The 26,421-nt window shown below is 34.1% G+C and carries 34 protein-coding genes and 1 tRNA gene; 21 read left to right on the forward strand and 14 right to left on the reverse strand.

The window, feature by feature from the left end; genetic code table 11:
• Positions 1-12 precede the first annotated feature (12 nt).
• The 9 genes from NPIRD3C_RS03860 (at position 13) to NPIRD3C_RS03895 (ending at position 5,823) form a co-directional block, all read left to right on the forward strand.
• The gene (locus tag NPIRD3C_RS03860) at positions 13-1,068 is read left to right on the forward strand and encodes a hypothetical protein (protein WP_148702914.1); all 1,056 of its coding nucleotides are present in this window, start codon (positions 13-15) and stop codon (positions 1,066-1,068) included.
• Between the two features lie 83 nt (positions 1,069-1,151).
• The gene (locus tag NPIRD3C_RS03865) at positions 1,152-1,610 is read left to right on the forward strand and encodes a hypothetical protein (RefSeq protein WP_148702915.1); all 459 of its coding nucleotides are present in this window, start codon (positions 1,152-1,154) and stop codon (positions 1,608-1,610) included.
• 124 nt (positions 1,611-1,734) lie between these two features.
• A complete protein-coding gene (locus NPIRD3C_RS10415) occupies positions 1,735-1,881 on the forward strand; it encodes a hypothetical protein (protein WP_160272847.1) in 147 nt (48 codons plus the stop codon).
• Between the two features lie 3 nt (positions 1,882-1,884).
• Positions 1,885-2,331 (forward strand): hypothetical protein, encoded by a 447-nt coding sequence (locus tag NPIRD3C_RS03870; protein ID WP_148702916.1) that lies wholly within the window; start codon positions 1,885-1,887, stop codon positions 2,329-2,331.
• A gap of 1 nt (position 2,332) precedes the next feature.
• On the forward strand, positions 2,333-3,391 hold the full coding sequence (locus tag NPIRD3C_RS03875) for a hypothetical protein (RefSeq protein ID WP_148702917.1): 1,059 nt from the start codon (positions 2,333-2,335) through the stop codon (positions 3,389-3,391).
• Complete coding sequence (locus NPIRD3C_RS03880; RefSeq protein ID WP_148702918.1) at positions 3,388-4,143, forward strand: hypothetical protein; 756 nt, start codon at positions 3,388-3,390, stop codon at positions 4,141-4,143. The genes NPIRD3C_RS03875 and NPIRD3C_RS03880 overlap by 4 nt, the downstream gene beginning before the upstream one ends.
• A 10-nt stretch (positions 4,144-4,153) precedes the next feature.
• Positions 4,154-4,546: a hypothetical protein gene (locus NPIRD3C_RS03885; RefSeq protein ID WP_148702919.1), complete on the forward strand. Its 393-nt coding sequence runs from the start codon at positions 4,154-4,156 to the stop codon at positions 4,544-4,546.
• Complete coding sequence (locus NPIRD3C_RS03890) at positions 4,547-5,161, forward strand: hypothetical protein (RefSeq protein ID WP_148702920.1); 615 nt, start codon at positions 4,547-4,549, stop codon at positions 5,159-5,161.
• Positions 5,158-5,823, forward strand: a complete 666-nt coding sequence (locus NPIRD3C_RS03895) for a hypothetical protein (protein ID WP_148702921.1) — start codon at positions 5,158-5,160, stop codon at positions 5,821-5,823. The genes NPIRD3C_RS03890 and NPIRD3C_RS03895 overlap by 4 nt, the downstream gene beginning before the upstream one ends.
• Before the next feature lie 302 nt (positions 5,824-6,125).
• On the opposite strand, the gene NPIRD3C_RS11075 is transcribed toward NPIRD3C_RS03895, so the two are convergent.
• Positions 6,126-6,422, reverse strand: coding sequence for a hypothetical protein (locus tag NPIRD3C_RS11075; protein ID WP_342399206.1), 297 nt, complete (start codon positions 6,420-6,422; stop codon positions 6,126-6,128).
• Between the two features lie 53 nt (positions 6,423-6,475).
• On the reverse strand, positions 6,476-7,282 hold the full coding sequence (locus NPIRD3C_RS03905; protein ID WP_148702922.1) for a cupredoxin domain-containing protein: 807 nt from the start codon (positions 7,280-7,282) through the stop codon (positions 6,476-6,478).
• Positions 7,283-7,401: 119 nt separating this feature from the next.
• Here NPIRD3C_RS03905 and NPIRD3C_RS03910 point away from each other — a divergent pair, with 119 nt between their 5' ends.
• Together NPIRD3C_RS03910 and NPIRD3C_RS03915 are read left to right on the forward strand one after the other, a co-directional pair.
• Positions 7,402-7,677 (forward strand): hypothetical protein, encoded by a 276-nt coding sequence (locus NPIRD3C_RS03910; protein WP_148702923.1) that lies wholly within the window; start codon positions 7,402-7,404, stop codon positions 7,675-7,677.
• 4 nt (positions 7,678-7,681) lie between these two features.
• Positions 7,682-8,173 carry a hypothetical protein gene (locus NPIRD3C_RS03915; protein ID WP_148702924.1) on the forward strand — a complete coding sequence of 164 codons (492 nt, stop codon included), beginning with the start codon at positions 7,682-7,684 and terminating at the stop codon, positions 8,171-8,173.
• Here NPIRD3C_RS03915 and NPIRD3C_RS03920 read toward each other — a convergent pair.
• Complete coding sequence (locus tag NPIRD3C_RS03920; RefSeq protein ID WP_342399207.1) at positions 8,170-8,781, reverse strand: toxin-antitoxin system HicB family antitoxin; 612 nt, start codon at positions 8,779-8,781, stop codon at positions 8,170-8,172. The two genes, NPIRD3C_RS03915 and NPIRD3C_RS03920, sit on opposite strands and share 4 nt — an antisense overlap.
• On the opposite strand from NPIRD3C_RS03920, the gene NPIRD3C_RS03925 reads away from it, so the two are divergent.
• Both NPIRD3C_RS03925 and NPIRD3C_RS03930 read left to right on the forward strand, forming a co-directional pair.
• Positions 8,764-10,167, forward strand: coding sequence for an MBL fold metallo-hydrolase (locus NPIRD3C_RS03925; RefSeq protein ID WP_148702926.1), 1,404 nt, complete (start codon positions 8,764-8,766; stop codon positions 10,165-10,167). The two genes, NPIRD3C_RS03920 and NPIRD3C_RS03925, sit on opposite strands and share 18 nt — an antisense overlap.
• Positions 10,157-10,945, forward strand: coding sequence for a sulfite exporter TauE/SafE family protein (locus NPIRD3C_RS03930; protein WP_148702927.1), 789 nt, complete (start codon positions 10,157-10,159; stop codon positions 10,943-10,945). The genes NPIRD3C_RS03925 and NPIRD3C_RS03930 overlap by 11 nt, the downstream gene beginning before the upstream one ends.
• A 149-nt stretch (positions 10,946-11,094) precedes the next feature.
• Here the strand turns inward: NPIRD3C_RS03930 and NPIRD3C_RS10860 are convergent, their stop codons facing one another.
• Positions 11,095-11,265, reverse strand: coding sequence for a hypothetical protein (locus tag NPIRD3C_RS10860; protein WP_237087720.1), 171 nt, complete (start codon positions 11,263-11,265; stop codon positions 11,095-11,097).
• Here NPIRD3C_RS10860 and NPIRD3C_RS11080 point away from each other — a divergent pair.
• Complete coding sequence (locus NPIRD3C_RS11080; RefSeq protein ID WP_342399211.1) at positions 11,219-11,356, forward strand: hypothetical protein; 138 nt, start codon at positions 11,219-11,221, stop codon at positions 11,354-11,356. The two genes, NPIRD3C_RS10860 and NPIRD3C_RS11080, sit on opposite strands and share 47 nt — an antisense overlap.
• Before the next feature lie 108 nt (positions 11,357-11,464).
• On the opposite strand, the gene NPIRD3C_RS03940 is transcribed toward NPIRD3C_RS11080, so the two are convergent.
• Both NPIRD3C_RS03940 and NPIRD3C_RS03945 read right to left on the reverse strand, forming a co-directional pair.
• Complete coding sequence (locus tag NPIRD3C_RS03940) at positions 11,465-11,911, reverse strand: hypothetical protein (protein ID WP_160272849.1); 447 nt, start codon at positions 11,909-11,911, stop codon at positions 11,465-11,467.
• 243 nt (positions 11,912-12,154) lie between these two features.
• Positions 12,155-12,769 carry a TetR/AcrR family transcriptional regulator gene (locus NPIRD3C_RS03945; protein WP_160272851.1) on the reverse strand — a complete coding sequence of 205 codons (615 nt, stop codon included), beginning with the start codon at positions 12,767-12,769 and terminating at the stop codon, positions 12,155-12,157.
• Positions 12,770-12,854: 85 nt separating this feature from the next.
• Between NPIRD3C_RS03945 and NPIRD3C_RS03950 the strand changes: the two genes are divergently transcribed.
• From NPIRD3C_RS03950 to NPIRD3C_RS03960, 4 genes are read left to right on the forward strand one after another with little or no spacing between them, the layout of a single operon-like run.
• Complete coding sequence (locus NPIRD3C_RS03950) at positions 12,855-14,060, forward strand: FAD-dependent oxidoreductase (protein ID WP_148702930.1); 1,206 nt, start codon at positions 12,855-12,857, stop codon at positions 14,058-14,060.
• Positions 14,057-14,191, forward strand: a complete 135-nt coding sequence (locus NPIRD3C_RS10960; RefSeq protein ID WP_257720267.1) for a hypothetical protein — start codon at positions 14,057-14,059, stop codon at positions 14,189-14,191. The genes NPIRD3C_RS03950 and NPIRD3C_RS10960 overlap by 4 nt, the downstream gene beginning before the upstream one ends.
• Position 14,192: 1 nt before the next feature.
• The gene (locus tag NPIRD3C_RS03955; RefSeq protein WP_160272853.1) at positions 14,193-15,257 is read left to right on the forward strand and encodes a serine hydrolase domain-containing protein; all 1,065 of its coding nucleotides are present in this window, start codon (positions 14,193-14,195) and stop codon (positions 15,255-15,257) included.
• Positions 15,254-16,018, forward strand: a complete 765-nt coding sequence (locus tag NPIRD3C_RS03960) for a DUF6438 domain-containing protein (RefSeq protein ID WP_148702932.1) — start codon at positions 15,254-15,256, stop codon at positions 16,016-16,018. Before NPIRD3C_RS03955 ends, NPIRD3C_RS03960 begins: the two co-directional genes overlap by 4 nt.
• 336 nt (positions 16,019-16,354) lie before the next feature.
• Here the strand turns inward: NPIRD3C_RS03960 and NPIRD3C_RS03965 are convergent.
• From NPIRD3C_RS03965 to NPIRD3C_RS03980, 4 genes are all read right to left on the reverse strand, one after another.
• Positions 16,355-16,468: transfer RNA gene (locus NPIRD3C_RS03965), tRNA-Met, on the reverse strand.
• A gap of 42 nt (positions 16,469-16,510) precedes the next feature.
• Positions 16,511-18,172: a DNA topoisomerase I gene (locus NPIRD3C_RS03970; RefSeq protein ID WP_148702933.1), complete on the reverse strand. Its 1,662-nt coding sequence runs from the start codon at positions 18,170-18,172 to the stop codon at positions 16,511-16,513.
• Positions 18,173-18,250: 78 nt separating this feature from the next.
• Positions 18,251-19,081: an SDR family oxidoreductase gene (locus tag NPIRD3C_RS03975; protein ID WP_148702934.1), complete on the reverse strand. Its 831-nt coding sequence runs from the start codon at positions 19,079-19,081 to the stop codon at positions 18,251-18,253.
• Positions 19,082-19,119: 38 nt separating this feature from the next.
• Entirely contained in the window at positions 19,120-21,630 is a 2,511-nt protein-coding gene (locus NPIRD3C_RS03980; RefSeq protein ID WP_148702935.1) for a DEAD/DEAH box helicase, read from the reverse strand.
• 94 nt (positions 21,631-21,724) lie between these two features.
• Here NPIRD3C_RS03980 and NPIRD3C_RS03985 point away from each other — a divergent pair, with 94 nt between their 5' ends.
• Positions 21,725-22,501, forward strand: a complete 777-nt coding sequence (locus NPIRD3C_RS03985; RefSeq protein ID WP_182126487.1) for a DNA-methyltransferase — start codon at positions 21,725-21,727, stop codon at positions 22,499-22,501.
• Here NPIRD3C_RS03985 and NPIRD3C_RS03990 read toward each other — a convergent pair whose 3' ends face one another.
• On the reverse strand, positions 22,502-22,849 hold the full coding sequence (locus NPIRD3C_RS03990; protein ID WP_148702937.1) for a Sec-independent protein translocase subunit TatA/TatB: 348 nt from the start codon (positions 22,847-22,849) through the stop codon (positions 22,502-22,504).
• A 129-nt stretch (positions 22,850-22,978) separates the two neighbouring features.
• Between NPIRD3C_RS03990 and NPIRD3C_RS03995 the strand changes: the two genes are divergently transcribed.
• A complete protein-coding gene (locus NPIRD3C_RS03995; RefSeq protein ID WP_148702938.1) occupies positions 22,979-23,293 on the forward strand; it encodes a P-II family nitrogen regulator in 315 nt (104 codons plus the stop codon).
• On the opposite strand, the gene NPIRD3C_RS04000 is transcribed toward NPIRD3C_RS03995, so the two are convergent.
• From NPIRD3C_RS04000 to NPIRD3C_RS04010, 3 genes are read right to left on the reverse strand one after another with little or no spacing between them, the layout of a single operon-like run.
• Positions 23,290-24,444 carry an MFS transporter gene (locus tag NPIRD3C_RS04000; protein WP_148702939.1) on the reverse strand — a complete coding sequence of 385 codons (1,155 nt, stop codon included), beginning with the start codon at positions 24,442-24,444 and terminating at the stop codon, positions 23,290-23,292. The genes NPIRD3C_RS03995 and NPIRD3C_RS04000 overlap by 4 nt on opposite strands.
• Positions 24,441-25,130: a class I SAM-dependent methyltransferase gene (locus NPIRD3C_RS04005; protein ID WP_148702940.1), complete on the reverse strand. Its 690-nt coding sequence runs from the start codon at positions 25,128-25,130 to the stop codon at positions 24,441-24,443. Before NPIRD3C_RS04005 ends, NPIRD3C_RS04000 begins: the two co-directional genes overlap by 4 nt.
• Positions 25,131-25,182: 52 nt before the next feature.
• Positions 25,183-25,905, reverse strand: a complete 723-nt coding sequence (locus tag NPIRD3C_RS04010; protein ID WP_148702941.1) for an archaeal proteasome endopeptidase complex subunit alpha — start codon at positions 25,903-25,905, stop codon at positions 25,183-25,185.
• 110 nt (positions 25,906-26,015) lie between these two features.
• Between NPIRD3C_RS04010 and NPIRD3C_RS04015 the strand changes: the two genes are divergently transcribed.
• Positions 26,016-26,399 carry an ArsR/SmtB family transcription factor gene (locus NPIRD3C_RS04015; RefSeq protein WP_148702942.1) on the forward strand — a complete coding sequence of 128 codons (384 nt, stop codon included), beginning with the start codon at positions 26,016-26,018 and terminating at the stop codon, positions 26,397-26,399.
• Positions 26,400-26,421 lie beyond the last annotated feature (22 nt).

Genomic DNA, 26,421 nt, shown 5'->3' on the forward strand with positions numbered 1-26,421 from the left:
GATAATACGAATATGAATTCTTTATTTTTAATAATTGTAGGAATTCTTGTAGTTGGGTTTTTTGCAACTTTTGTTTTTAGTACACAATCCACACCAACATCTTATGCTGATTCTATCTTTGAATCATGTTATGATGATGATGAATGTACAATTGACATGATGTACCAGTTGTCTCAAAACAATTCTACCCAAACAGTGCTTTTGACAATTGATGATTTAGTGGATTTGTATGTTGATGCTGACTTTTACTGTCATCCTGCTGCTCACCATCTTGGAGAATTTCTTTACGGATATATAGGCCGTAATTTGGAAATGGCATCAGACATCTCTGATTATAGGTGTGCATCAGGAATTATGCATGGACTAGTTGAAAACACCATTCAAATTGAAAACATGCTTGATGGAACTCCAATTGAGTCAGTAGATATCCGAGAATCATGTAAAACTATAGGTGATGCATTAGGTGATGATGCAAAAAAAGAATGCATTCATGGCATGGGTCATAGCCTGATTAAGATATATGATTATGATACAACTCAGGCACTTGAGAGATGCAATGAATTTGATACGTGGAATGAGGTATACATGTGCAATGGCGGCTTGTTTATGCAAAACATTGCAAAATATGCCGAAAATAGACAAGGAGATTTTGATGAATCCGATTTGTATTATCCGTGCAACCAAATAGATGGGACAAAAAATGCAGAAGCTGCTACGCTTTGCCATCGGTATCAGGCAAATTACTTTCTAATTCAAACAGACTATATTTTACAAAATGCATATTCGCTATGCTCTGGAATTGAAGATCAAAGATACATTGGTATCTGCTACAAAGGAGTGGCAGCACATCTTACAAAAGATAACTTTGATGTTTTAGATAATACTCAACTGATGTGTCTTTCAACTCCTCCTCAATACCAAGAACAATGTGTGATTGGTGCAATAGAGTCACTTACAAGATTTGTATCTGATGAAAAGGCAAGTGAATTTTGTAATAGGCTTGATGGTGATTTGCAAAAGACGTGTCAAAACAGAATGAACTCCCTTATTGATAGTAGGTATGATTGATTATTACAAGTATCTAAAATGTCCAAAGTGTCAGGAATCTGGACTGTATTGCACTCCTCATAGAAAAGAAGTAGATCAAATGCTTGAACAAGAATAATCATGTTCTTAGAATACTTTATGAATATCCAATTTTGATATTTGAATATATGAAAAATAAAATTAGTCAAGTGCTAATTCAAACAAAATTTAAGAAGATTGCTGGTGTCTTGGCTCATTTTTCTTTGGATCATTCATCTGTAGAACCTGAATCCTTTTGTGCGCTAGGCGTATTGTATCATAACACTGGTAAAATGAGTAGTAAGAACAACTGGGAGGAACTTGATGTTCGAGGTGATTTTAAAATGCTACACGAAAATTATGGAATAACTAGAGAACAATATAGAAAATTATACAATTGTCCTGCATGTGATAAATCAGAATTTGGATTAAATGAATTTTTGATTCATCTAAATGATTTTCATGATCCAAAAACCCGTCTTGAAGGTGTTATTCCATTTACTTTCAAAGAAATTGGACAAATACTTGAAAAAGAAGGTCTTTAATTATTAATTTAAAATAATCATGTATGTAAAATTTCAAAAAAAATCAATTAATTACGAACTTGCTTCATTTGATGAATTTGTATTAGATGAGGATCTAGAGTTTTGTTGCTATAGGTTACGGATAATGGACTCAAAAACTCCTCTATGGGATAAAAAATCTGGAAAGTTTTGTTGGGCTGATATTATGTCTGATGATGATGTAGTGTATTATCCAATAGATTTTTGTCCTTTCTGTGGAGAGCGATTTGAGTACATTGAGAATAATGATTAAAAAATGAAAATTAAATTTTTGATACCAATTGGAATTGTTATGATGTCATCGATTTCCATCTTTGCTGTATTTAATGGGTATTCTTTGTACGGCGAAGGAATCTCATTGAGGATGTATGATGAATCCTCTAAAGATCATTATACTAATCCACCTTTATCCGAATTTCAGATAGTCACACTTGATGAATCTGACTTTGAAAAAGTTCCAAAAATCAAAGTCATGATGGATGTTTTGCTTGATCAACAATTCAACCCACAAAGAAATGGTTACCGTGTAATGGGTCCTGATTTTACATCATATTGGATCAATACAAGCATTGACGAGCTTAGCATACAAACTGGAATGTCTCAAACAGAATTAAATGATTATGAAAAATGGCATGAAAATACGGGAATATTTCTATTTAGATATAATGATGCTGTCTTTCATTTTGGCGTGTGGGTGACATGAGATGAAAACTAGATTTTTTGTAATTATTGGAATTGGTGGACTGTTAATTCTTATTCCAGCTGCATTTGCTGTCGAATCATTTTCCGGAACATCAAGCTTTGAGAATGTCCCCTCTGAAGTTTCCCGCCACTTTCCCACTACGTTTGACATCAAATTGCAGTACACTGTTGGACCTTGGGGCTTTGGGGAACTGGCACCAGTAATTGAGATAACTCCTGCAAGTGCAGCATCATATATCTCACTTGACTTTGAGCCAATACCTCTGTACAGAAACTCTGTTGGAAGAATTCCCGTAACTGTTACTGTAGATCCTGTAACCGAGCATGAGAAGATCTTCCTTACCGTTTCCTTTGAGGGCCACACCTCCCAAGGCATCTCATTTAGAAGTGGATGGACTGATTCACTAATTTTGTCCCTTGGACCACGAGATGAGATTTCCCGTCAAGTAGATTATGAAAAAATCTCATGGGGTGAATTAGATGTAAAAAATGACGCTTCAATATTTACAAAAAATATGGTATCTCGTTCCTTGGTACAAGCAGGAGAACAATTTTTTGTAGTGCAAAAGGTAGATTTTCGCGATGATAATTTTGCTGCAAATTCAACGTTTAGTGCAGTTGTAGGATATGCATTTGATAAGGGAGACAAGATGATTCCCTTTCCAAAAGGAGAAAATGTAACTGATGCTCAACATCAAGAGTTTGCCGAAGATCAGCGAAAACTAAACAACGAGTTTTACCAGAACAGCAAGTTTGCCAAATCATTTGAGTTCAAAGTAACTACTGAAAAACCATTTTTGGTAAAATCTCCATTTGTGCTACAAGACCCAGGAAAGTATACTCATCAGTTTTACAAGAAACTAAAGAACTCTACTACAGTTTTAGAATCTAATATGGGGGGAACAACTGTTGTTGAGAAATTCAGCAAGGTCCTGTCTGGCACTGAATGTAAGAATGAAAATCATAGAATGCTGATCAAACATGATTACTCTACTGTAGTGTGCGTCACGGGAGATACTGCCAGAACTCTGATGGAACGAGGATGGAGTTTAGGAAAATGAAAACTAGAGTTTTGATATATGTGATGCTTTTTGGGTTAATCCTATTTATGTTAGTGCTGCTTCCATTAATTCTAGAAACACAAGAATTCAATTCTCTTAAATTCCTAATTGGAATTCCAAATTATCTAATTGTTGCATGTATTCTTATCCTAATTGTAATAGGGATTTGCTCTCAAATGGATTTTTTAAAAAAGGAGAAAAAGAAAACAACTGACTATGGACACAACTTACGCAAGAGAATTTTGATTGTTCTCGGAGCTATCGCAACATATTATTTGATCAACTTGCCATACCTTCTGATTAACGGATTTTTCAACCAGCCTACATTGCAAAATGGCCTTCCGGATTATTTTGTCTATAATGTAATTAAGTTTGGGACAGTATCTGCAATCTTGTATGTTGCATTTATAGTGGTAAAGCCATCACTATTTCCAAAATCAAAAAAATACAAACGATTAGTCATTTTGACAGTCATACTTATACCGACATCTGTAATTGCACTGCAAAGTGGATATGTCATACCAGAACTGCAGCAAGGACTTTGCATAACCCGTAGTGGTACAGCCAATGAGGACGGCAATTTTATTGGCAGTAGATCTCAGGGAATATCTACTGAATCTGAATGCAATACAAGCTGTGAATTTAACAGTAAAACTAGCATGGGAGAAGACAAGTTATGTGAGTTTCATGGTGTTTATGGAAAGACTGATTGGATAATAGATCCTAATAATGAGAACATTATTTTTAATTGAGAAAAAGAAAATGAAAACCAGAAACCTGATCATCACGGGAATAGTTGGGGTTGTCTTGTCTTTTTTTGTAATAACTGCATTTTTGATATTTGTTGCAGCACCAATTCAACATCAAAAAGTTACAGATTATCAATCACATGAACTGGTAAAACAATTCCATGAAACCTATCCTCAAACAGGAATGACTACAATGTCCGGTACGTTATTTGAAGACCATATCAGTTTCACTTATTACAAAAATGCAAGATATGTCTCATTGACTTTTACAGATAATCCGGATGGCCAAAAAATAACTTACCAATGCCAGAGAATTATCTCCTCTCAAGAATCTGTAGAGATCTTTTACTTTGAAGAGCCAACTATTCAAACCATCAAAGATAATGTATGTAGGGAATATGACTAAATGAAAACTAGGTTTTTAATTCTGACTTTTTTGGTTTTGATTTCGTTTGGATTTCAAGAATCTTATTCCCTTTCGTGTGTTATTCCAAATCTTGGTGATGTTTATGACTCATCTGATTATGTTTTTCATGGTAAGGTATTATACAAAAACTATCTAACATTGGACTCTCGCATGCCTGTTGTAACTTTTCAGATTCAGGAATCCTTTAAGGGAAATGCAATTGAGCAAATCTCAGTAACTGTTAATGAAAATTGGGATTATCAGTTTGAAGATGGATTTGAGTATGTTGTGTTTGTGTATCGAGAAGAATTATCATTAATGACAGATCCATGTTGGCCAAAATTCCACACGTTTCACTCTACATTAGATATTGTAAAAAAATTGGCCCAATCTGATGTTGAAATTAGATCTCAGACAACTGAATTTGTCTATGAATCTCTTTTGCCAGAAGAGCGTAAAGAACTTGAAGAAAACCAAAAAATTATACAAGAAAAGAAACTGGAGAGATGGGATGAGATTACTTTTCAAAAACAGATGACTGTTTTTGCAGGTATCCTGATGATTCCAGTTGTTGCAGTAATGGCATTTGTATATTTTAGGAGAAATAGAAAATGAAAACTGAATATGGGATTATACTGGTAGTTGGAATTTTGGTGTCTGCCATATTTGGCATGATTGTAATCCAACCTGAAGACATTCCATGTTGGAGACCTCTTGAATCATTTACAATAAACAAGATGTCTTTTTCTGATGACAGTAAGATTTTTTCAAAGATAAAAAATTTACAAGACTCCTCATGTTATACTAGTCCCAATGAAAATCAATTCTGCTACAAACATCCACGAATAGACGATCGAGGGTTTGGAATATCTGTCATTTATGGGGAAAACAGAGTAGATGGAGAGATGCACTTTGATCCTGTTTCAAAAGGGGTAGATTATTTTACAATATCTGATATGAAACTACTTGACAAAGACTCTGTATTGATAATTCTTGAGGACAAAAATTACTCTTATACTGACATTAACGGCTCAAAACACTCAATTGGTGAGTTTGAATATTCTATGATTCTTGAGCCCTTTGACTCGTTTATCTCTCATTGTCATAATGATGAAGGTACTATCGTCATGATGGTGCAATATCTTGGTGTAGCTACAATTGATGACATTGATTATTTTGTAACGTGGCATACTACGGCACATTCTGAGCAGGGAATTCCATGCAAATATCCTGATATAATGCAGCAAAGCTTGGTATTTGATTTTGGAGAGTTATAAAAAATGAAAATTAAAATTTTGATAACTACATTATTGTTTGTGAGTATTTTTGGAACTGTCTATGCTGTTCCTGAACTTGATCCTAGTCATGTTTTTTCCATGGGGTTTTTACCTTGAATGTTTACAACATGAAATGATTCCCTCCGGAATACGTTCTCAGCATTCGTGCCATCAAATTCAAGATTATATGACCATACTATTTCGTGAAAATTAAAAAATTGAAAGAGGGGATTATTCTCTTCCCATGGCAGCGTATTTTCCCTTGCGACCTCTTACAAAAAAGGCAGTAGCAATATATCCAATTAAAAGATACATTGTAGCACTAGAATCCAATTGATTTCCCATGATATTGCAAGTAATTTGTTGTCATGAAGTGTCTGAATTCTTCTATATACTGTACTTATTGGAATTTTTGTCTCTGATGTGATCTCTGTTGCAGATTTTGGTTTGAATTTGGTTACCTCTAGTATTGTTCTGCAATACTTGTCTGAAACTATTTCTAACATATTGTCCTTTTTTTCAAGGTCTTGGATTTTGAAGGTTTGTTGTGTTGTTTGCAAAGTATTATTGGTTGAAATTAGATATAACGAGTCAGTCAACAATGTATTGCACTGTCATACAAAATATGTCTCTCACAAAAGAAAAAAGATGCCTAGTTGTCTAGGACGATTATCGTGCCTGTCATCATAGCATGATCTGGATCACACCACTGCTGATCAGGATTATAGGGGACCTCACAAGAAAATGTAAACGTTCCTGCCTTATCTGCCACAAATTCTATTGTTTCTGTTCCTCCTCTAGGATCTAGCATGCTAGTTGACACTCCAAATTCAGGAATTGAGAATGAATGATAATTTCCTCTTGGATTTGTCACTTTAAGGGATACTGTGTCTCCTTTGTTTACAACAAATACGTTAGGATTCCATTTGTGAAGTTCAACATATACTGTATCTTCATCACCACTTTCATTTTCAGTGTTTGCAAAGAATTCTACTTCTCCAAGCTCAATTTCAAATGTTCTTAATTGAGGCTCTGAGCCTATTGGAAGTTCTGCTTGTGTGTCTGTTAGTGGTTGATTCATTGTATCAAGCATTTGTTGATTCATCATGCTTCCCATCATATGTCTGCCCATAGAACCTCCCATCATCTCTGTCATTCTTTGCATCATTTCAGGATTTGACATCATAGAATCAAACATTCCTTGACATAGTTCTGGATTACTGCACATTGAACCCATTCTTTGCATAAATTGAGGATCTTGCATCATCTCTGTCATCATATCTGAATCTTGCATCATCATTGAACGCATTTGCTGTCTTTGAGTGGAATCTTGCATCATCTGTTGCATATTTTGTGGTGCAACAGATGTGTTTTCAGCATTAAAAACTGTATAACTGCCTGCAATTCCTACTACAAATGCCCCAATAACAACTCCGATCCATATGTATTGGCTTACCATGATTCTATAATTCTTATTTTATTATTATACTAAATTCTGATTATCAAGTTTAATTTTCACATGTGAAATCTGTTTTAGCATTTTTATCTACAAGTATCAATAGTCTATGTGAGGTAAAGATGAGAAAAGAGATCATTTTATTATCTTTTTTTGTATTATTGGCAATTCCAATTCATACTGCAATAGCTTCTGAAGATGATGAATATGAGAAAGAAGATAGAGTTGGATTTGGAATTATGGAAAGAGAACGAGAACATCAAGACGATGAAGAACTTGCAATAGGCTCTGATGCAGGAAACATAATTTTGTATGTCACAATAGGTGCAATAATTGTATCTGTTGGTTATACTGGATTCAAACTATACAAAGCAAAATCAACAATCTCAAAAACATAGAAAAATGTATTTTAAAATAATACTTGGTTTACTTTTACTTGGATTTTTCTTACCTGTTTCAGCTTTTGCTGATGATGCTGAGGATGCAATAGAGAATTTGGGCTGGATTGCAGTTAGTGCTGGAATTGCAGCAAATGTACCCTTTATTGCTATGAATAAGATTCGTCGTTATGCAATCAAGGCTGGAGGCAGTACTGTTCAGATAGGAAAACAGATTCGTGCAATCTACAAACCAATATTGAATTTCCATATTCTATTGAATTCTATTGGTTATTTTGCAGGAATGACTCATGGATTTCTATTTGTTAGTAATTTGGATTCTATCTCCCTTTCTCTAGCTTTGGTGATGAGTGTAATGATGGTTAGTGGATTAATGTTAAAGTACACTTCAACTAGAAACTCTAAGATCTTTGGACGATTACTTCATGGTCAATTTGGATTAGTGATTTTGCTTGCTGCATTAGTAGCATTGCATATTGTTGTTGGTGATGATTAATTTGAAAATTTTAATGATACAGAATTTTCTGTTATTGTAACATTCCCATCTCTGTTTAACGTGGACTGGATAATTGCCTCTAAGAATGCCTTTAGAAAAACTGAGCCTTTCTTTCCAAAATCATGATGAACACTTACTGTATTGATGTTGTTATTTCTTTGCATATCACATACTCCATACCCACAATTCTCAAAATACATCTTGACAAAATCTGACACTGTATCGGGAGTGAGTTCTTTCCACTTGAATAATATGAAATCTTTTGGTTCTTTGGAGCCAATTGATTTTGCAAAATTTATGATATTTTTCTCATCTAGTGTGCCTAATAATTCCTTGAATGCACCTTTACTCATCTCAATCATGCCAAATTTCTTCATGTATTGATCAAGCTCTACATGGTCTCCTAGGATTTGGTTTGCCAAAGTATTGAGACTGATTCTTTTCTCTTCTGCTTCTTTTCTTAATCCTTTTTCATGCTCTTCATTGATTCGAAATGTTATCGTGGATGTCTTTTTTGCCATGTCTGTAGTGATTGCACATGTTTGCAGTATAAACTTCTTGATTATATTTGGCAAATACCAATAATACTCATGACACAAAATAACCAAAATTTAGGAATAACTGCTAATGAACTAAATGAGGATTTGGCGCAACAAAAACCTCTATTGTTATTTGATCTTAGATTGCAAAGTGATTTTGAAAAATCCCACATTGATGGTTCTGTTCATGCTGTATGTGATGCACAATCAAAAGAAAAAATTATGACTAAAATTCCAAAAAATACCAAAATTGTATTGATTTCCGACCCTGAAGATTTTTCAAAAGAGACTGCATCAATGATGAGTTCTCTTGGCTTGGATTCTCATTATTTAACAGGTGGATTTTCATCATGGGCTGGAAAAACAACAACAGGTCCTACTGGAAAAACAATTTCACCTGATAACTTGGCAAAACAACTAGATGATGTATTCTTATTAGACGTTAGAAACACTGACGAGTTTTCAGAGTTTCAAATTCCTGGAAGCAAAAACATTCCATTAGGTGAACTCTTTGATGCAAAAACACTTTCCCAAATTCCAAAAGATAAACAAGTTGTAACTATATGTCCTCATGGAAATCGTGCAATGGTTGCAAGCTTTGCACTAGAGCGTGCAGGAATTGCTTCTCAAACTCTTGAAGGTGGATTGGCTGGATGGAATCAAGTTCTAAAACCTGTATCTATAGTAAATGATGCTACAAAAATTATTCAAGTACAAAAAGTTGGAAAAGGATGTCTTTCACATATTGTAGCATCAGACGGTAAGGCTATGGTGATTGATCCATTGTATCCTTTTGAGAAATACATCGATATTGCAAAAGAACGGGGCTTCAAAATAACCAAAGTGTTTGATACTCATCAACATGCAGACCATGTTTCAGCTGCAAGAGACCTTGCAAAATCAACTGGTGCAGAACTATACCTTTCAAAGTATGAGGGATATGATTATGATGCAAATTTCATTGGTGATGCAGACAAAATTTCATTTGGAGCAGCAAATCTAAGAGTAATTCACACTCCAGGACACACTCCAGGAAGCCTTAGTTTTGTAGTTGATGAAAAGTATGTCTTTACTGGCGATATCTTGTTTGTTGAATCTATTGGAAGGCCTGATTTGAGAGATAATGCCGAAGAATTCACAGAAGATCTTTACAACACATTGCATGAAAAATTACTAAAACTTTCAGATAATACAATGGTATTTCCAACACATCATGGAGAAGATGTAAAATCTGAAAATGATGCATTTTACTCTACTATACAACAATCAAAGAAACTTCCATGGCTTGATATCTCAAAACAAGAATTTGTTAGAAAGGTAGTTGCAATTACTCGTCCAAGACCTATGAACTATAGGAAGATAATTACTGTTAACAAGGGTGAGTTGGAACTAGTACATTCTGAAATTCCTGATTTGGAGATTGGTCCAAACAGGTGTGCAGTAGATGCTAGTTGAATTTTTACCAGACCTTCTGACTACTTTTCTCTCAATTGTATCGGGAATTGTTGTAGGATTTAGTCTTGGTTTGATGGGTGGAGGTGGTTCTGTATTGGCAGTACCATTGTTACTGTATGTAGTTGGTATCAAAGACATGCATATGGCAATAGGAACATCAGCTCTTGCCATAGGAATTATTGCTGCAATCAATTTGCTAAATAAAAGAAAAAACAACAATCTAAAATTAAAACAAGGATTGTCATTTGCATTACCTGGTATTGCTGGAACTTTGATTGGCTCTCAACTTGGATTGCTAACTCCTGCAGAAAATCTAATTGTTTTCTTTGCAGTCTTTATGGGGATAATTGGTGTGATAATGATGAAAAGACCACATACATCAACTCAAACTAGTAGTAACTCAAGACTAGTCTTATTTCGAAAAAACTCTTCATTGTATGGTGTTGCAGTAGGTGTGCTTGCAGGCTATTTTGGAATAGGCGGTGGTTTTCTCATTGTTCCCACAATGATGTATTCAGGAGGGTTAAACATAATTCAGGCTATTGGAACATCCATGATTCCTGTTAGTTCTTTTGGATTAGTTACTGCTGGACGCTATTTTGTAGATGGCAATGTTGACTTTGTAATTGCAATGCTGTTTGTAATGGGAGGAATAATTGGAACTCGTATTGGAATTAAAACATTAGAAAAAATTCCAAAACAAAATGTTGTAAAGATATTTTCTGTAATGCTATTTGGCGTTGCAGCTTATATTGTAATTAGGACATTTTTACTCTAATTGCAAATGGCGTATCTCAAAAATCTACTTACCCTACCTTGATTGTGAAATAAGTATGCCTTACAATAAAACAGATCAGGAAAAATGCCATTTTATATTGGCAATACCTAAAATTAGATTTGCAGGATTTTTAGATTATATGGGAAATCTCATTGTTGGAGATTCCAGTCAGGAACATCTCCAATGAAAAGTGAGGCTGAACGAAAAAAGATGTTTGTAGAGGCAGTATTGTGAATTAGAACCAGACAAGATTTTGATGAAAATCTTGGGCCTATAGAGTATACTGCAGCAAGAAGGAAAAATGTTGTAACTATGACCATTCCATTAAAGGATCATATTCTTTTTATTGCAGCTGCATCAGATGTGTTGATTGATTCGACTGCAAGAAAAATTCTAGATTTACTTTCATAACTACTCTTTCTATTTTCCAAAAATGGTTCAAACCTCTATGACTTCAAACCAATACCTCAAAACAACTATTGTTCTGCAAACCATGCTGATTTATTTTTAAAATCTGTTTTAGGCAAATAATTTTGCAAAGAAATTTTGAATATTCAAAAACAACTCATCAAATGGAGAAACAGTCGGACATCCTTCAATACTTACTGGTAAACTAAGAGTAGGAGCTAGTAGATTCATGTTTTCTATATCATCATATATTGCAAAATTAACAATATATTTTCCACAAGATACAGGTTCCCAAGGTAATATTGGACTAAATTCTTCTCCAGGTGCCAACACTCCATCCAGTTGTGCATTTGCTAATTCTGTATTGTCTTCAACATTCACTATGTGTACTGTATAAGCAAAACTTTGCTCTGTTGTTTGAAGATTAATTAAATCAGTTCTGATCATGTATTGTTCTCCTATGGTAACAATATTGGTTACACTCCCATTCACTGAATCAATTATTGATGGATTCGCAAGTGATAATGTAAAATCTGCCATGGCTGGAGTTATAATCAAAAACATGAAGCTAAAAACTAACGATACACCTATTTTCTTCGTAAGAGATCTCGTTATTTGCTTTGACATTATGGTATTATCAAGTAATGGAATATATAAATAAACCGACCAGTCGGTCATATTATAAGATTAAATGATTCCTGTCACATGTTCCAAGAATCATACTCTCATTTGGAATTCTGACTTATCTAAACTCCTAAAAAACAAAAATCCAGAAATTAGGTAAAGTTTAGAAAATAAAAATTATTTTTTTGATGTGTAAATGATAAACATTATTCTGGCCCAAGTGTTTTTGCTTTCTTGCTGATCTTTTCCAGATAATTTCTCAATAAATAATCCTCTCATCACTACAATAATTCCTTTTACTATCTCCATCAATTCTTTATCATCATATTTTTGGAGAATTCCTATTTTTTCTCTAGAAATCTTTAATCCCTCAAAAAGTATCTGAGTTATTTCCTTGTCTTTTTTTTCCATCATTTGTCTTAGCTTTACGTTGTTTTCTGATTCTATTCTTCCCTCAAGCCACAACCTCTCAAAATCTTTAGTTCCAGCAATTGCCAAATCATAATACTTTTTTAAATCATCAAACAAGTTTTCTTTTTTTTTAAACAGCTTTTTGCCTTCATTTTCTAAAAGTCTAAAAATTCGCTGAAATTCTGCATCTATACCTTGACTTAGAACTTGAAAAAACAACTCTTCTTTACTGTGAAAATGATAAAACAAAACTCCCTTGCTTACACCTGCAGTAGAAACAATGTCATTCATAGATGTCTTTTGATATCCATTTTTTGAGAATTTCTTTTTGGCTATTTGAAGAATTTTCTTTTGTATTTTTGTAAGGGGTTTAGATGACACCTTATTATTTTCCTCACACATCTACAATAAGATTACTAACTGACTAGTCGGTCAGTTTATATAATATTTTTCTTATTGTATTAACATGTTTAAGAAAAATGTCGTGATAATTGGATGTGGGATTGCAGGACCTGTTCTTGCTTTAGCTTTACATCGTGCAGGAATTAAATCTGAAATTTTTGAGGCAAGAAATGAATCAGATACTGATTCAGGATTATTTCATTACATATCCCCTAATGGAATGAATGTGGTTAACATACTTGAAATTTATGATAAAATTAAAAATGTTGGGTATGATTGTAACGGAGTAATTCACTATGATGAAAATGGTAATATTTTTGCAACTATGGATGAAACCAACGAAAAAGAAATCTATGGTGTAGGTAGTATTATGATTCAACGTAAAGTATTAACAAAAGCACTACGCGAAGAAGTAGTTTCGAAAGGAATTAAAATACATTTTGATAAAAAATTAAAAAACATAGAAAATACTGCTGACTCAAAAATAGTTGCTCATTTTGAAGATAATTTTAACACTCAAGGTGATCTTCTTGTAGGTTGTGATGGAATACACTCACGTACTCGCCACATAATAATGCCAAACATACCAAAGCCCACTTATACTAACATGATTGTTTCTGGTGGATACACAAATATTCCCTTGAAAGACAAGAATTCTAACATAATCCATACTAATTATTGTAAGAAAGCATTTCTTGCATATTGTATTTTACCCGATGGGGAAATTTGGTGGTGGAATGGAATGTCTTATCCACAAGAACAATCTAGAGAAGAATTGGAAAGAATTTCTGATGAAAAATGGCACAGGAATTTGATTAATTTGTATGATGAAGATCATGACGTAGTTAAAGAATTGGTGCATGCAACATCTAAAAAATTTCTCAAATATCCAATATACGAAATGCCTTCAATAGAAACTTGGTACAAAAATAATGTATGCTTAATAGGAGATGCAGCGCATGCGTTATCTCCACATGCAGGACAAGGGGCATCAATGGCAATGGAAGACGCAATGATGCTTGCAAAATGCCTTAGAGATGTAAAAGACATACAAAAGGCATTTGAAAAATTTCAACAATTACGTAAAAAAAGAGTCGAAAAGATTGCAAAGATAGCACATGATGTTGGTGAAAATTATTTTCTAACTAGCCCAATCAAAAAACGATTTAGAAACATTTCTATGAAACTTATGTATACTCCATTTATCTTCAACCGAATGGCTAAATTCTTTTTTGGATATGATGTTGAATGGGATATAAAAGTAAAATGATTGAAAAAGTAGGATGGGATGAAAAAATGAACAATATTGATGGTTTTGAGTATTTCAATAAAAACAATTTTGGAAAAATTTCTAAAATCTCAAACAAGAAAATGAACTTGAAAAATTCAAAAAGGTACTAACTTGGCAATTGAAGAAATTATTGAAAATCATGTAAAATCAGGAAAAAGCCCTGGGATTTCTGTTGGGCTAGTTAATGAAAATGAGACTATGACTTTTAATTTTGGAGAAATCAAAAAAGATTCAGGAGTTGTACCAACTAATAAAACAATTTATGAAATAGGTTCAATGACTAAAACTTTTACTACAATATTAGCAGCACAACTTCAAGCTGAAGAAATAATATCTCTTGATGAAAAAATCTCAAAATACCTCCCAGAGCTTGAAAATTCAGAATTTGAGAACAAAAATGTAACGTTGCGTCATCTTTTAACCCACACATCAGGCATATCCGAATTTTCGGTAAAGACATTTGCTTCACAAATATTTTCAATAATGTCTACAGGAAAATCACGAATTGTTGAATATGAATACGATACAGAAAAATTTCTAAATTATGTTTCTGCATTAAAATTAAAACATTCACCTGGAAGTACTTGGATGTATTCAAATCTAGGTTTTGGTTTGGTAGGAAAAATACTTGAAAGAATTACTGGAAATTCATATGATGTTCTTGTAAAAACTCATATCTGTGATGTACTTGATATGAAAGATACTGGAATTGATGTTTTTGAATCCCACAAAGATCAACTAGCAGTTGGTTATTCTTTTAGAGGTAAGCAAGCTGATTACTGGAATGTGCCTGCAATAGAGGCAGCAGGAAGCCTATACTCGACTCCATCTGATATGGTAAAGTTCCTAAAGGCAAATCTAGGTTTAAGCAAAACAATACTATATCCTGTTTTTGAATATTGTCAAAATACCAAAAACACTCCAAAAATCCCTCTATCTATGAAATTTTTTACAAAAGCTGTGGGGATTTCCTTGCATAGCTTTCGTGCAGGTTGGTTTGTTTTTCCACAAGAAAATGTAGATATTCTTGGACATGATGGCGGTACAGAAGGATTTTCTAGTTTCATGTGCATGAATCTAGGAAACCAATCAGCTGTTGTTATTCTAACAAATAGAGCAATGAAACCAGTTCACAAATTAGGATTGTCGTTACTTCAGGAAATCAATAAAAAATGAAAACTAGGTTTTTGATAATTCTTGGAATTGTAGTGGCCGTCTCTGTACTTTATGCGAGTATTTCAATAAATGATAATGCCATTAATGTAATTTACGATTCTCAGAGAAACTCTGTTGATATTTTTCAAGATTTTGTTAATTCCCAAAAAAGGGTAGATACGACAATGAATACATGGTTTGATATGATGCTTCACAGTGATGATGATCTGAAAAATACTGTGGCAATACTTGAATCAGAAAAAAATATTCAAGATAAACTTTATGATGAATATGTAAATTTACCTGACAGTGAAAAAACTAATGAAGAGATTCATCGTAAAATTATAGATTCAATCAATGATGGTTGGCTTGCAAAAAATATTGAAAATTTGAAACCTCAAAAAGATGCAGAGCGTATTTTCAGGATAACATTAGAACACAATGGATGTGAAAACACATGTCCTGTTTATTCTATCATGATTGATGGTGATGGATCAGTACTTTACAAAGGATTGAAAAACGTAAAAGAAATTGGAAAACAAGAATATCAAATTCAGTCTGATGTCTTAACTGAACTAAACCCATTCCTTCTTGAAGCATATCGTGATAACATAGACGAATATGGTGTCCAAGATGATGCTAAAAACACAGTAATTATTACCATCCAATTTGGCCAGCCAAAAAGAATTACCAATCATGACAATTCTGGACCAGTATGGCTAAAAGATTTTGAAGATAAAATTAACGAAATTGCACAAACAAGACAATATGTATTTGGTTGATATGGGAATCTCTAACTGCAAAAACAAATGTATTTTATTTGAAGTTATTTCTAAACACAAAGCCTACGAATTTGGTGGGTGTTTTTGTAGGAACTGTAATTACTATTTTAAGAAAAAATTTTTACGATGTCCTTGTTGTAATACACGTGTTCGCTACTCAACTAGAACTAACAAACGAAGAGTAGAATCTGATGTAATCCGAATATGACTGTCTCAAATAGAGAAAAATAAAATGAGAACTTTTGGAAAAAATGTAGGTCAATCCACATGAGCCAATACTTGGTAAACTCTTTGGCGTGCAACCAAAACTCCATTGCGGTATTAAACCAATTTGTGTGCCGGGGGCGAGTTTCGAACTCGCGACCTCCAGATTATGAGTATTGCCTTAGTTGGAGAACCGCTAGAGTCTACCAAGTAACTGGCACTCTAACCAGGCTGAGCTACCCCGGCATAGTATATGCCTGAAAATATGGGAAATTAAATGATTCTAAATTATTTTATTTCTTTCCACTTTACATTTTCATTTTTGACCCAAAGGAATTTCTTTTGAAGTGCAGCTGTGTATAATTTCTCCCACTCTGCACCCACCTCATCAGTCCATGCCTTGAAAACGCGTGGATCAATGTAATTTCTAAGTGAAGTTCCTAGATTGTAATCCTTGGTTCTCTCAGACAAGTCTACTTGTAGATTTAGTTTTTCAATTCTTTCTTTGTGCTTTTGTTTTTGCTTTTTGATTTGTTCCTTTAATGTCTTGATTCTCTTTTCTCTGTTCTTCTTTTGGGTGTCTGTTTTAGGTTTAGTTGATTCTACTTTTTTGAGTGTTAGTTGGGTCTTCTCCCAAGTTTTTTCTTTTTCTCTGGTTTTGAGTGTATCTTTCTTTTTTTGCAAAGATTCCTCAAATGTTTTTGGTATGGTTCGCTTGTGATTACACATTATTGCAGCTTCAAGATTTGCCAGTTTCGCGTGGTATAATTTCTCATTATCTGACTTTCCTTTCATGTCATCATGATCTTTTAGATAGTTTTTGACTACAGTTGTTGCTAGATATGTTCTGAATACCTTTGCAGTCAATCCCTTCACGATACTGGAATAATATGCATTAACATGGCGTGACGTAATGTCGTGGAAAATCTCATCTTTTGGTTTTTTCTTTTCAACCAATTTTTTTAGATTTTCTTGGAATTGTTTGTCATGTCCTACTGCTTTGACTGTCTCTTGCCATCTCACACTGTCTTTTCCCAAAAAGTCAAACTCTATTGCATCTGTTGTGATTTTGATATGCTCTTTTCTTAGTGTAGTTGCACCTACAGTATCTGCCTCTTCTGGATCTTTTTCGTCTCCAACTCTCATGGCGGTTCTATAAATCAAATAACATGCAGTAGCAATTCTACTGATTTTTGGGTCACTACTTTTCATATCTTTTACAATCCTGTCTTTAATTTTGTCAATCTCTTTTGCAAGTTTTACTGCTTTTTCATACTTTTCCTTGTCTCTTTCTTGTTTTAGCCCTGCAGTATCTGCAAGCCAAACATACTTTCTTTTTTGTGTGAGATAGTCTATCCAACTTGCAAGCCACATTGAATCATTATCATGAATAATTTTGCCCCATTCTCCTTTGGGAACTTTGGCTTCTTTTCCAAGATTTAGTGTGACGTCTTTTGCAGTGACGCGAGGCTTCCATCGTCCTCTAAGTGGGTGTTCTCCTCTGCCAATAAAAATTCCTGGGGGTTCTGCCATATAGTTTCCAACCTCGACTTCTACCCCATCCATTATTGCAATTCCGTACTTTGCCTTGAGCTCTTCTCGAAGTTCTTTTCTTTTAGATGCAATTGCTTTTTTTTCTTCTTTTGTCATCATCTCTTTGAGATCTTTTTCCTTGTCTACAAGTTTGTAGGCATTTGAAAAGTCGATGTCTTCATATGAAATTTTTTTAAATTTAGAATCTAGAGTCTTTGCAAAATCTGTTGTAAAGTTTTTTTGAAAAATCTTGTCTAGGGCGTATGGTGTATCCTTCTTTTTTGCCCATTGGTATACCATCTCTTCTTGGTCTAAATTAAGATCTACTTTTTCTCCTTTGATCTTTATCTTGATTCCTTGTGCTTCATAAGCTGGCGGAAATAAGATTCCATTGTGTTGTAGTGTTTTCCATTTCATTCTTTTTCACTCTAAAATTGTGGACTTTGACAAAAACTGGATTCTATGCGTATATCAAGTTAACGTACAAGTACGATGTCAGCTAGGAAATAGCTCTTTACTCATATATTTCTCAAATTCCAAGTCAGTTTTCATCTTCTTTGCCTCCATGAACATGGCAGCATCAGTTCCCACAACATATCTTGGAAGTATCTCTTCATCATGAATTGCCTTGATTATTACTTCTGCTACTTGTGATGGGGCTGTTCCCATCTGAACCATCATCTTTAGTCCTGAAAGAATATGATCTGTTAATTCTTTGTATTTTGGATCTGACTTTGAATCTGGAATTTTCATTGATTCAAAAAAGTTTGTCTTAATTACACCTGGTTCAATTAGAGTGGTCTTGATTCCGAATTGACCAAGCTCATATCTCAAACATTCTCCCAAACCTTCTAATGCAAACTTTGAACTGATATATGCCGGTGATCCTGGTAATCCCATTCTTCCAGCTACAGAACTAATGTTTACAATGATTCCTGATTTTTGATTCCTCATGATTGGCGCAACTTCTTGAATAATTCTTACAACACTAAAAAAATTAGTCTCAAACTGTTTTCTAAAATCCTCCACTGAAACATCTTCTGTGCATCCAAACTGTCCATATCCTGCGTTATTTACTAAGACATCTAGTCTTCCGGTATCCTCCATTATTTTTTTAATAGCTGCTACAATGGATTCTTCTTTGTCCACATCAAGCTCTATTACATCAATTGGAAGATTTTCTTTTTTTGCAGCATTTTCTAACTCTCCTGCTTTTGACAAATTTCTTATACTGGCAAATGTGTGATATCCATCTTTTGCAAGTGCTAATGCTGATTCTAGTCCAATTCCTGAAGAGCTTCCAGTAACAAGAGCTACCTTTTCCATGATGGTTCTATTTTTTTGTTATATTTATCCCATTTTGATTATACTAGAGGTCTATCTCCTTCTGTAGGATCAACTAGTTGTGTTTTTTCACCATCATTGATTCTCTCCAAAATTTCTAATGCAGAATATTTGTGCAAATACTCGTTGTTATTTCCACATCTGTATGAGAACGTACATCGTGGACATCCAGCCTCATTTTTGCATGGACACTCCTTTACGATAAACATACTCCTTTCAAGTACCTTCTCAAATCTGTCGTAGAGTGCTTTACTTGCACCACTTCCACCAATGGCTCCATCATAGATGAAAATCAAGCCTGATGTACCAAGTGATATGCCGCCCAAGTCTTGAGATACTCCTCCTGTAATCATATTGCTTCCTTCAATCACAACATGCTCTGTTGCATGATATCCACTTGCCTCTATGTATTCTTCGTCTTCAGATTCTTCCATTACTTTGAGTGGTCTTGGCGCATGAAATACAATTCCCTTTGTAACAAAATCATATTCTAATGGTGTATCAAGTAGGACTTTTTCTCCTTGTGTTACTTCTTGTCCTAGTTCAATGTTGACATACCCGTATACTTTTTTCTCAATATGTAATTTACAAAATGCAACTTCTACTCCATTTGCTTCTCTCTTCTCAAAAACTGTCTCAATTGTTGGCCATTCTTCCGTTAATGCTTTAGTATAGTATGGGTAATCCCTGGGAATCTTTTCAATCTTTGCATAATTTTTTTCTGGATAATCAAATTCTTTTACTTTGTAGCGAATACCTGCAAGAAAATAGATTGCATCTTTGTGTAGCTCTTCAAGTGCAATTGGTAGAATCCTGTCTCCTACTTTTTTATCATTTAAGAAAATGTCAATTGACTTTCCTATACCTCTAATGCTGTATTCGTTTAGAAGAGAATTAATTTTATCAAAATTGGGAACTATTCTATTGTTGAACTCTTTTAGATTCTCTTTGATAATGTGGTGCTCTATTACTTCCTGATGTTCTTTGAGTTCATGTTTTGAAATTGGTCTGTCACATGCCATTGCTAAAACTTGAAATTCTTCTACAAATGGATTCTTTGGATCTATGTATGTTTTTTCTATATCTTCAAAATAGTCATCAGGATGATTCTTGTAGTATTGTGAAATCGGATCATTTCCTAATGCTAAAAATGCATATCCCCGCTGTCCCTTTCTTGCAGCTCTGCCAATTCTCTGAATTAATCGATTTACTGGAATGGTGGATGAAATCACACAATCAACATTCCCAACATCTATGCCTAATTCAAGCGTAGGAGTACATGAAATTGCATCAAGCATGTCTTCTTTGAACTGCTTTTCAACAGACGTTCGATAATTTACCATCAGTCCAGCTCTGTGAACTTTGATGTTGACCTTCTGCCTTTTTGCCTGCATTGCTAGTAATTCTGAATTCAGATGTGAGTTGTTAAAGACCATGGTTTTGTGATTTTTTTGAGTAAGTTTTTTTGTTAATTCCACCATTAGTGCCCTTTGAGTTCGTAATGATGGAAATAACATGGCAAAATCTGTCTGATCTTTTTTCCCTGAACCTTGAATTTTTTGCATCTTTTCTCCAAATAACTTCTCACAGAACTCTTTAGCGTCTTCTAGTGTAGCTGATGCTGCTACAAATTGGAGTTTGTTTGCACAAATTCTTTTGAGTCTTTTTATGATGTAATGAACATTTGAACCAAAAATTCCTGAATATACATGTGCTTCATCTGTAACGAGAATTCTTGTTGATGATAATATTGATGAAAACTTTGTTTGGTGCCACATGTGATAGTGTAAAACATCAAAGTTTGTGACAAGAATGTGTGGGGGATTATCTATGATTTCTCTTCTGTCTGCTATCTTTGTATCTCCATCAAAGACACTTACTGTTATTCCAATTTTTTCTGCAAACTTTTTGATCTTTGGGAATTGGTCTCTTGCAAGTGCTTTTGTTGGATAAACAAAAATTGCATAAACATTTCCATCTGTTGCGTCTTTTTTTATTCTTTGAATCACTGGAATCAAAAATGCTTCTGTTTTTCCTGAAGCAGTTGGCGCCTCAATGACTACATTTTCTCCATATGAAATTTCGCCAATTGCCTCTTCTTGAAATTTGTAAAATTGTTTTATTCCTAATTCTTTGAGATGGTCTGTGACTGATTCATCTAATCCCAAATCTTCAACTTTGCCGCCCATTTTAGGCTCAGGATTGCTCAAAACTTTGTATTGTGAAATATAGTCTTTTTTTGAAAATAAAATTTCTTCAGTAATTTTGTCTGGCTTGTTTTTACCAATCATCTCTTTTATCTCACTTTCAGCACGTACTATTCCCTCATCTTTGAGGTTCTCTGATAATCCATTCTCAGTTACTTGACCCTTGTCATATCTTGATAGAAATTCTAAAAATACCTCATCTACATTCTTTGAAAACTCTAGCAGATCTTCGATACCACAATTACTACAAGATACATGCATTTTTTTGTTGAAAGTCTTTTGAATATCTATTTTTGACTTGCATTTTGGACATGATAACTTCAAGATCTATTTGCTAAGAAATGATTAGTGATTTATTGTTACTTCATAGTGTTTACCCATGACATTATTATGCTAGGAAATGATCTTGAACTTAAAAATGAAAAAAATTGAGATCAACAAAATTTACAATCAAAACTGCATTGATGGGATGAAATCAATTCCTAAGAACAAGATTGACTTAGTTATTACCGATCCCCCTTTTGCCATAAATTTTAAGGCAAAAAAGGCAAATTACAATAGAACATCATCTCGTGTAATTTCTGGATACAACGAAATCAAGCCTGAGGATTACTATGATTTCACATTTGCATGGATGAGTGAAGTCTTTCGAATTCTAAAAGATTCAGGAAGCATGTATGTTTTTTCAGGGTGGAATAACCTAAAGGATATTTTGCAAGCATTAGATGATGTTGGTTTTACTACCATTAATCATATTGTTTGGAAATACCAGTTTGGTGTGGTAACTAAAAGAAAGTTTGTTACATCACACTATCATTGTCTGTATGTTTGCAAAGATGATAAAAAACGAAAGTTCTTTCCATTTTCTAGATTTAAAAAAGAAGACAAAACGACAGAGGGGCGTAGTCTGCACTACAAAGACAAAGAAGATGTTTGGGACATCAAACGTGAATATTGGACAGGTGATGAAAAGACACCAACAAAACTTCCATCAGAATTGATACAGAAACTCTTAGAGTACTCTAGTGACAAAAAAGATATTGTTCTTGATCCTTTCCTTGGCTCAGGTCAGGTTGCTGTTGTAAGCAAATCTTTAAACAGAAGATTTCTTGGATTTGAAGTTGTTCCTGATTACTACAAGTTTGCAAAAAAACGACTTGACAAAGACCTGTATCGAATAAAAAAATTAAAATAACTATTTATTGTTTTCTGGTTCGTCTGTCTTCTTTTGACCAATTTTGTCTGAAATAATTTTTCGTAGGTCATCATCTGTTTTACCTTCTGCTTTAACCCCTATTGACTTTGCAATGGTTTCTAGTTTTTGTCTTTCTGATTCTACTGGCCCTGAAATTTTTGGTGATTCATCTGTAACCTCTTTCATGCTTTCTTGGATGCCATTTTTTGCTTTGTTGTATTCGTTGACTGCTTTTCCAAGCTTCCTTGCAGCTCCTGGAAGCTTACCTGTTCCTAAAATCAAAACTAGTGCAACAAAAATGATGATTATCCATTCGCTACCTGCTACATTTAATGAATAATCTATCATGATCTCATTTGCCTTAATTTGAAATTAAACGTAATGTTTGAAATTATGCCTAATTGATAATTTCAGACTTGAATATCATCTCTGAGAATATACTTAATGGTTTAAAGAAATTCAATTGCAATTTGGTTTATGAAGAAAATTGAAACAATAGTTCCATCTGGAAAGAAAGATGCAGTTATTGCTGCAATTAAAAAAATAGGCGTTGGTGGTGTAACTGTTCATCAAGTACAAGGACAAGGTGCACAAGATCCTCCTTTGGTTGGAGAATTCTTTAGCAGAGAAATGATCATTTGTGTGGCAGATGATCCTAAGGTGGATGAGATCATAAATGCAATTGCAAATGTGGCATGTACTGGAACAAAGGGCGACGGTAAAGTCTTTGTTACAGAAGTAGTTGATGCACTAGATATCTGCACTAAGAAACGTGGAACAATGGATATCTAATACAAAGTTCTTTGTGGTTCCAATTTCTTTCTATATGTAATTGCTAGTAGTGCTACTCCAATTCCTATGATACAAAATACTATGTATGGTGTATTATCTCCTAAGGATTGTGTTAATGGTCCTCCGATAGTTGGCCCTATTGCCCAACCCATTCCAAAAACTGTTTCATATGCACCAATAATTTTTCCTGAGATGCCTTTTTTGGTCTTGCTCAAAATAATCTCTAAAGTTAGTGGGAAAAATATGCTAAATCCAAATCCCATCAATACTAGTGCTATTGCAAAAGTGGCAATAGAGTCTGCAACCACTGATATTGCAAGCCCTGCTGATACTGCAAACACTGCAGCAATCAAAGTTTGACTTGTCTTTCTTGCAAACTTTCCTGCCAGTGCAAGTGATACCACACGTGAAATCCCAAAAACAAAAAACAGTAACAAAATATCAGTATCTGTCATCCCATTATCATTTAGAAATGCAGGATAAATTGTCAAAATTATGCCAAATGATGATGTACAAAAAAGTAGTAAAATTATGACTTCAGGAAACCTCTTCATTTCCTTGATTGATGAAAATGAAAAATGTTCATGATGATTTCTAACACTTTTTCTTGAAACTAGTATTGAAGAAATCAGCGTAGCTGCTAGAATGAACGCTGTAATTTGAAATAGGATTCTGTATGTAATGTCTAACCCTTCTAAAAATACTGTTCCTAGTAATGGTCCGACCATGAATCCAATAACAAAAAACATTGTAAACCATGAGATGTTTTTTACTCTGTTTTTCTCAGAACTTTCATTTGATATGATCGATTCACATGGTGGCCAAAAAAATGCATGAGCTACACCCGTCATTATTCTGAATCCCATAATTTCAGGAACTAATTGTGCAATTGATAGAAGATAAATTGATGTAGAGTTTATTGCGGTTCCTAATGCTAAAAGATATCCATTATTGAATCTATCAAGAAGAATTCCTACAAACAATGGGATGAACATGTAAGGGATGAAATTAGCTAATCCGATAAAACCAAGTTCAGAGTACGTTGCACCTATAACATTTTTTGCAAATACTGGAAGAATTGGACCATGCAGTCCATAAGAAATTCCAATGATTAGACCTGTAATGTTTACTAGAATCAGAACTTTATTCATTTGTATGCTGCAACCATTATTGCTCCGCCCATAAGATCTTTCTCAAATTCAACTCTAGAGAATTTTTCGAGCAACAGACTTTCGAGCTTTTTGTTTTGAGGCCATCTTTTGAAAGTTCCATAGAGTGTTCCAAACTTCAATCCTAGTCTACCTCCCGCAATAAATGCAAGAATTGGTAAAATACATCTAAGATAAAATGAAACTCCTGCTCTGATTAATGCTTCATCTGGCTTTCCCAAATCTACAATCACAAACCTTCCTTCTTTTTTTAAAACTCTGTGAATCTCACTAATTGCAATTCTTAGATTTATTGCGTCCCTTAAGGAATAACCACACAATACTGCATCAAACTCTTCATCTCTAAATGGAATGTGTTCAAAAACACCATTTGCCATGTTAGGTGTTTTATCAAAATGAGTACCAGTATTCTTGAGCATTGGAACTAAAGGATCGTAAAGTGTAACTGTAATTTTTCCATCAGTTAACTTTAGAGCAGTCTTTGACATGTTGCCAAAACCTGAACCTGCATCAAGTATTTTGTTTCCAGGAACAACCCTCTTTGAAATACCACGATTTCGGTGCTCTACATCTTTTCCTAATGATATGATTGAATTTACTTTATCATAAACTGGAATAATTTCACGAAGCACTTCCATTACTTCGCCCCAATAACTTCCTAAACCCATTATCTATCGTCTCTATACACTGAAATGAATATCTTTCAAATCTAAAATTCTATTATGGAACAAACTTTGATGCGGTTTGAGAATATTTTTGTAAATCTGCTTCAGAAACTTTCTCAAATATCTTGGATTCTGATGAAATCTTTGCCATTTTGATGTCGTTGACTCCTTCTTTTTGTTCTGCCTTTAGTTTAATTGCTGCAATTGCTAATGCTGCTGCATCCTCCAAACTCAAATCATCTTTGTAATTTTTCTCCAAAAATGCATTTACATCATCAGAACCTGCTCCAATTGCAATTGCTGCAAATTGAACATAAGTTCCACTAGGATCTGTTACATAGATTGATTCTCCTTTTTGATCAACACCTGCAATAATCATTGAAACTCCATTTGGACGAACTCCTCCATATTGAGTGAATTGATGTGCTTGATCTGCTAGATGTTTTGCAACTGTTGCAACTTCAACTGATTCGTCATATGTCATTCTGTTTCCTTGTGAAAAGAATCTTGCACTGTCAACTTGAACACGTGCATCAGGAATGTATCCTGCAGCTGCAACTCCTATATGATAATCTACTTGGAAAATTTTCTGTGTAACATCTGTACTTTGTAATGTACGAGGCTTTTCTTCAACTGCCATGATGACTCCTTCCTTACTAAGAACTCCAATTGCTAGAGTTCCTCTTTTTACGGTCTCAATTGCGTATTCTACTTGGTAAATTCTGCCGTCTGGAGAATACATGGTAGGGGTCATATCGTAACCACGTGATGCCATCATGTTATCACGAGTTCATTCTCAGTCAATTTAAGGGTAATTATCACAGTCTGAATGTGGAAAAGATCTGGAAATAGGGTTTTAAGCAAAAGTGGGCATTATACTTTAAGGAAATGGTAAACCAATTACTTGAATTCAAGAAAACCCTTAGATCCAGACAAGTCTCTGAACAAAGAAAGCCTGACAGGCAAACTAGAAAATTATTACTTTATTTGTTTACTAGCACTAGAGGTGGGTTTACCCGATTGCGAATTATTATGAGCCTGCTTGAAAAACCATACAATACTCACCAGTTATCCCAAGAACTTGATCTTGATTACAAAGCCATACAGCATCACATGAAAGTACTTGAGAAAAACAATATGGTTTCTAAAATTGGTGAAAAATACGGTGCAATTTTTCACTTGTCAAACTTCCTTGAAATGAATATCGCTGCTTTAGATGAAGCAATTGATAAACTAGATAGAAAGTTGAATCACAAAAAAGTCTACATCTAATCACATGTTATGAAAAGCGATC

The sequence above is a fragment of the Nitrosopumilus piranensis genome, assembly GCF_000875775.1.
Taxonomy (GTDB): domain Archaea; phylum Thermoproteota; class Nitrososphaeria; order Nitrososphaerales; family Nitrosopumilaceae; genus Nitrosopumilus; species Nitrosopumilus piranensis.

What these genes read in the sequence shown, in the direction of transcription:
- NPIRD3C_RS04015 (WP_148702942.1), top strand. Translation starts at nt 26,016, where the DNA reads ATGGTAAACCAATTACTTGAATTCAAGAAAACCCTTAGATCCAGACAA.
- NPIRD3C_RS03905 (WP_148702922.1), bottom strand. Translation starts at nt 7,282, where the DNA reads ATGGTAAGCCAATACATATGGATCGGAGTTGTTATTGGGGCATTTGTA.
- NPIRD3C_RS04005 (WP_148702940.1), bottom strand. Translation starts at nt 25,130, where the DNA reads ATGGGTTTAGGAAGTTATTGGGGCGAAGTAATGGAAGTGCTTCGTGAA.
- NPIRD3C_RS03985 (WP_182126487.1), top strand. Translation starts at nt 21,725, where the DNA reads ATGAAAAAAATTGAGATCAACAAAATTTACAATCAAAACTGCATTGAT.
- NPIRD3C_RS04010 (WP_148702941.1), bottom strand. Translation starts at nt 25,905, where the DNA reads ATGATGGCATCACGTGGTTACGATATGACCCCTACCATGTATTCTCCA.
- NPIRD3C_RS03880 (WP_148702918.1), top strand. Translation starts at nt 3,388, where the DNA reads ATGAAAACTAGAGTTTTGATATATGTGATGCTTTTTGGGTTAATCCTA.
- NPIRD3C_RS03860 (WP_148702914.1), top strand. Translation starts at nt 13, where the DNA reads ATGAATTCTTTATTTTTAATAATTGTAGGAATTCTTGTAGTTGGGTTT.
- NPIRD3C_RS10860 (WP_237087720.1), bottom strand. Translation starts at nt 11,265, where the DNA reads ATGGTCATAGTTACAACATTTTTCCTTCTTGCTGCAGTATACTCTATA.
- NPIRD3C_RS03950 (WP_148702930.1), top strand. Translation starts at nt 12,855, where the DNA reads ATGTTTAAGAAAAATGTCGTGATAATTGGATGTGGGATTGCAGGACCT.
- NPIRD3C_RS03885 (WP_148702919.1), top strand. Translation starts at nt 4,154, where the DNA reads ATGAAAACCAGAAACCTGATCATCACGGGAATAGTTGGGGTTGTCTTG.
- NPIRD3C_RS10960 (WP_257720267.1), top strand. Translation starts at nt 14,057, where the DNA reads ATGATTGAAAAAGTAGGATGGGATGAAAAAATGAACAATATTGATGGT.
- NPIRD3C_RS03960 (WP_148702932.1), top strand. Translation starts at nt 15,254, where the DNA reads ATGAAAACTAGGTTTTTGATAATTCTTGGAATTGTAGTGGCCGTCTCT.
- NPIRD3C_RS04000 (WP_148702939.1), bottom strand. Translation starts at nt 24,444, where the DNA reads ATGAATAAAGTTCTGATTCTAGTAAACATTACAGGTCTAATCATTGGA.
- NPIRD3C_RS03915 (WP_148702924.1), top strand. Translation starts at nt 7,682, where the DNA reads ATGTATTTTAAAATAATACTTGGTTTACTTTTACTTGGATTTTTCTTA.
- NPIRD3C_RS03890 (WP_148702920.1), top strand. Translation starts at nt 4,547, where the DNA reads ATGAAAACTAGGTTTTTAATTCTGACTTTTTTGGTTTTGATTTCGTTT.
- NPIRD3C_RS03990 (WP_148702937.1), bottom strand. Translation starts at nt 22,849, where the DNA reads ATGATAGATTATTCATTAAATGTAGCAGGTAGCGAATGGATAATCATC.
- NPIRD3C_RS03910 (WP_148702923.1), top strand. Translation starts at nt 7,402, where the DNA reads ATGAGAAAAGAGATCATTTTATTATCTTTTTTTGTATTATTGGCAATT.
- NPIRD3C_RS03925 (WP_148702926.1), top strand. Translation starts at nt 8,764, where the DNA reads ATGACACAAAATAACCAAAATTTAGGAATAACTGCTAATGAACTAAAT.
- NPIRD3C_RS03995 (WP_148702938.1), top strand. Translation starts at nt 22,979, where the DNA reads ATGAAGAAAATTGAAACAATAGTTCCATCTGGAAAGAAAGATGCAGTT.
- NPIRD3C_RS10415 (WP_160272847.1), top strand. Translation starts at nt 1,735, where the DNA reads ATGGACTCAAAAACTCCTCTATGGGATAAAAAATCTGGAAAGTTTTGT.
- NPIRD3C_RS03930 (WP_148702927.1), top strand. Translation starts at nt 10,157, where the DNA reads ATGCTAGTTGAATTTTTACCAGACCTTCTGACTACTTTTCTCTCAATT.
- NPIRD3C_RS03970 (WP_148702933.1), bottom strand. Translation starts at nt 18,172, where the DNA reads ATGAAATGGAAAACACTACAACACAATGGAATCTTATTTCCGCCAGCT.
- NPIRD3C_RS03870 (WP_148702916.1), top strand. Translation starts at nt 1,885, where the DNA reads ATGAAAATTAAATTTTTGATACCAATTGGAATTGTTATGATGTCATCG.
- NPIRD3C_RS03895 (WP_148702921.1), top strand. Translation starts at nt 5,158, where the DNA reads ATGAAAACTGAATATGGGATTATACTGGTAGTTGGAATTTTGGTGTCT.
- NPIRD3C_RS03975 (WP_148702934.1), bottom strand. Translation starts at nt 19,081, where the DNA reads ATGGAAAAGGTAGCTCTTGTTACTGGAAGCTCTTCAGGAATTGGACTA.
- NPIRD3C_RS03875 (WP_148702917.1), top strand. Translation starts at nt 2,333, where the DNA reads ATGAAAACTAGATTTTTTGTAATTATTGGAATTGGTGGACTGTTAATT.